At 70.5% G+C, this 3,403-nt stretch carries 4 protein-coding genes; all 4 read right to left on the reverse strand.

The features are described from left to right. Positions 1 to 106: 106 nt before the first annotated feature. Positions 107 to 721 carry a LysM peptidoglycan-binding domain-containing protein gene (locus A5787_RS20365; protein WP_066970321.1) on the reverse strand — a complete coding sequence of 205 codons (615 nt, stop codon included), beginning with the start codon at positions 719 to 721 and terminating at the stop codon, positions 107 to 109. Positions 722 to 886: 165 nt separating this feature from the next. Beyond that, positions 887 to 1,462, reverse strand: a complete 576-nt coding sequence (locus A5787_RS20370; RefSeq protein ID WP_066970323.1) for a DUF937 domain-containing protein — start codon at positions 1,460 to 1,462, stop codon at positions 887 to 889. Positions 1,463 to 1,552: 90 nt separating this feature from the next. Continuing rightward, complete coding sequence (locus tag A5787_RS20375) at positions 1,553 to 2,809, reverse strand: trans-acting enoyl reductase family protein (protein ID WP_066970326.1); 1,257 nt, start codon at positions 2,807 to 2,809, stop codon at positions 1,553 to 1,555. A gap of 88 nt (positions 2,810 to 2,897) precedes the next feature. Next, entirely contained in the window at positions 2,898 to 3,353 is a 456-nt protein-coding gene (locus A5787_RS20380) for a transglycosylase family protein (RefSeq protein ID WP_082977346.1), read from the reverse strand. Positions 3,354 to 3,403: the final 50 nt, after the last annotated feature.

Consider the following 3,403-nt stretch of genomic DNA (forward strand, 5'->3'; position numbering starts at 1 on the left):
GGCGGGGGCTGGCGGTCACCGGTCAATTCTAGGGAGACTCGTCTGCCCGCGTGTAAGCGGCCGAATCCGCTGGTCACGCGGATTCGACCGCGACGGTCCCCGACGATCAGGGGATGGTCAGCACCTGGCCGGGCTGGATCAGGTCGGGGTTCGGGATGCCGCTGGCTTCAGCGATCACCTGGTACTTGCCGCCGTCGCCGTAGAAGCGCTCCGCGATGGCCCACAGGCTGTCGCCGGATTCCACGGTGTAGGTCCGAACGGCAGGTTCCGCGGCGGGCTCTTCAGCCGCGGTTTCGGCGGCGACCGGCTCCTCAGCGGCGACAGGTTCCTCGGCGGCGGCCGTTTCCTCGGGGGCCGCCGCGGTTTCGGCCGCCGGAGGCGGTGGGGCATCCGTCTCGGTCTTGGTCGACCAAGCCGCCCCGTCGGCGGCGTACAGCACCAGGTTGCGATCGTCCTGCAGCACGAGTTTGACGTCCTGCTTGCCCTGGGTGTCGCTGTGCCACACCGGTTTGTCCGCCGTGTACACGACGAAGTTGCCGTCGGGTTGCACCTCGGCGCGCACCACGTCCTGGCCGTCGGTCCCGCTGGCCCAGAGGGTCTGGCCGCGAGCCGCCAGCACCAGGTTGCCGTCGTCTTGCAGCGTCAGGGTATAGGCACCGTTGTTGGAGGTGAGCGATTCGCCCCGCACCAGCTTTTGTCCTGCGGTGAGCGTGTCTGACACGTGATTCCCCTCTCGTCGTCGCCGTCCGGCCGACTGGGGTCGGACGTCATTTCCCTTGTCCGATAAGGACGAACCTACTCAGGTTGGTTTGTCTTGGACACCCTTGAACTCGACGCAACCGGAACCGTCCAGGAACGGCCCGTGAACAATCCGGCCCGCCCGGCGCTACTTTTTGCCGCCCAGCAGGCCACCGAGGAGATCACCGAGTGCGCCGCCCTTGCCGCTCAAGAGGTTGCCGGGGACCCCGCCGAGGGACTTGCCGCCGGAGCCGCCAAGGATGCTGCCAAGAACCTCGCCCAGGCCGCCACTGGAGGCCTCCTCTTTCTTCTGCGGCGCGCTGCCACCGGCACCGGAACCGAGCTGTTTCCCGATGTATGCCAACACGATTGGCAGCACCACCGGCAGCAGCTGCGTGAGCAAGTCACGGTCGCCGGCCCCGCGATCGGCCAGCGCCGACGCGACCTGGTCGGCGTCGTTACCGCCGAAGAGCGCAGCGACCGCCTGGTGCCCACGGTCGTCACCGCCGCCGCCGACGTCGAGCAGGCCGCGGGCGGCGTGGCTGGTTGCCATGGATTCGATCCTGTTCGCGTGCTCGGGATCTTGAGAGTTCTGCTGCAGGCCGCCGCGCAGTGCCGGCACCAGCGTGTGAACGGCCTTATCGACGTCGCCTTCGTCGGCGCCGAGCCTGCTTGCGATTTCAGAAGTGGGAATTTGCGTATACAGATCATCGAGACCGGCCATTGGTGTCCACCTTCGTCACCGCGATGTAACGCCAAGTCCGGTGCCGTCTCGTCCAACAGCCTTGCGGCAGGCCGGATTTGACTTTTCGGGTCAGTCCAGCCGATCGGTTCGCAACGACACCCCGGCGGCGGGGAATCGCGCCAGCAACGCGTCTCCCATCGCCGTCGCGGGCGTCAGCACGCCGAACAGGTCGGGAAGTTTGTCCCGGTCCAGCGCGAGGGCCAGGCCGCACTCCCCCAGCAGCACCGCGGTCGCCTTGTAACCGGGGTCACCCTGCTGCTCCATGCGCGCCACGTAGCGGGCGCCGCTGGTCGTTGTGGTGTAGGTCTCGATGCGGTAGTAGCCGCGCTCGCGCGCCGCCTCGCTCGGACCCGTGCCCGGCTTGGGAAGAACCCGCTCGACCAGGCGGCGCGGCAGGAACCGGAAGTAGCGGCTGCCGAGCCCGAGCATCGCGGTGCCGACGCCGCTGACGACGGCCGACGCCATCGGCGCAAGAGCCGACGATCCGACGCTCATGTTCTCGTCGTAGCGGAAGCGCCGGCCGTACGCCCAGTCCAGCAGCGCGTTGCTGCGCCGCACGATCCGGGTGTTGTAGGGCGCCATCAGGAACCCGGCGGTCCACACCCCGGACAGTTCGGGCGCGATCTGGCGCCCACGATGCCAGGGCAGGTCGGGCTGCCGGCCCAGTTCGGGTTCGGCGCCGCGGTCGGTGCTCAGCGTGTAGGGGTCGAACAGCTGGCGGCGCGCCTCGGGGTCGCGCGACGCGGTGTCCATGATTTCCACTCCCGAGGCGATGGTGCCGCCGGACAGCCCGCCGGACATGGAGCGCACCACCAGGTGCGTGTCCGCGAGCTCGCCGGTACCGTCCCGCTGCGCCGACCGGTACAGCGCGTAGACGCTCAAATCCGACGGGACCGAATCGAACCCGCAGGAGTGCACGATGCGGGCGCCGGTGTCGGCGGCCTGCTTGTGATGGAGATCGATGCTTTCGCGGACGAACGTCGCCTCCCCGGTCAGGTCGGCGTAGTCGGTGCTCGCCGCCGCGCACGCGGCGACCAGCGGCAACCCGTAGCGGCTGTAGGGCCCGACCGTCGTGACGACGACTCGGGTCCGGGCGGCCATCTCATCCAGCGTCGACGGCTTGGCGGCGTCGGCCGCCAGGACCGCCCAGCCCTGCGCGGCGTCGCCCAGGGTGTCGCGAACGGCGCGCAGCCGTTCCGGCGACCTGCCGGCCAGCGCGATCCGCGCGCCCGCTCCGGCGCGGGCCAGGTATGCGGCTGTCAGCTTCCCGACGAAGCCGGTCGCCCCGTACAACACGATGTCGAACTCGCGAGGCGTTGCGGTCATCGGCCCGACGCTACCCGACCCCGAGACAAGTAATGCCGGGCCGCAGGGCCCGGCATTACTTACCCCTCAAGAGGTGCGTCTACAGCGGTCAGCCGCGCCGACCGCAGACCGGCCACGCGCCGATGCCCTGCGAGTGCAGCACGTTCTCGGCCACCCGGATCTGCTCCTCGCGGCTGGCGCCGGCCGGGGAGCCCGAGCCACCGTTGGCGTGCCAGGTGCTCGAGGTGAACTGCAAGCCACCGGCGAAGCCGTTACCGGTGCTGATCCCCCAGTTGCCACCCGACTCGCACTGCGCGATGGCATCCCAGTTCACGCTGTACGCCTTGTGAACCGGCGGCGGCGGCGGGGCGTCCGGCGCCGGCAGCGGCGGCACGTTCGGGTCGAAGCCCACTGGAGCCGGCGGAGGCGGCGGCGGGGCGTCCGGCGCCGGGGGCGGCGGAACGTTCGGGTCGAAGCCCACGGGGGCCGGCGCGGCAGGCACGTCAACCGGTGCCAGAGCGTCCGGCACCGCGGGCGGCGGCGCAACGTTCGGGGCGAAGCCCACCGGCGCGGGCGCCGGCGCGTCCGGGGCCGGCGGCCCCGGCGCGACGGGGG

Source organism: Mycobacterium sp. 852002-50816_SCH5313054-b (assembly GCF_001667185.1).
GTDB lineage: Bacteria > Actinomycetota > Actinomycetes > Mycobacteriales > Mycobacteriaceae > Mycobacterium.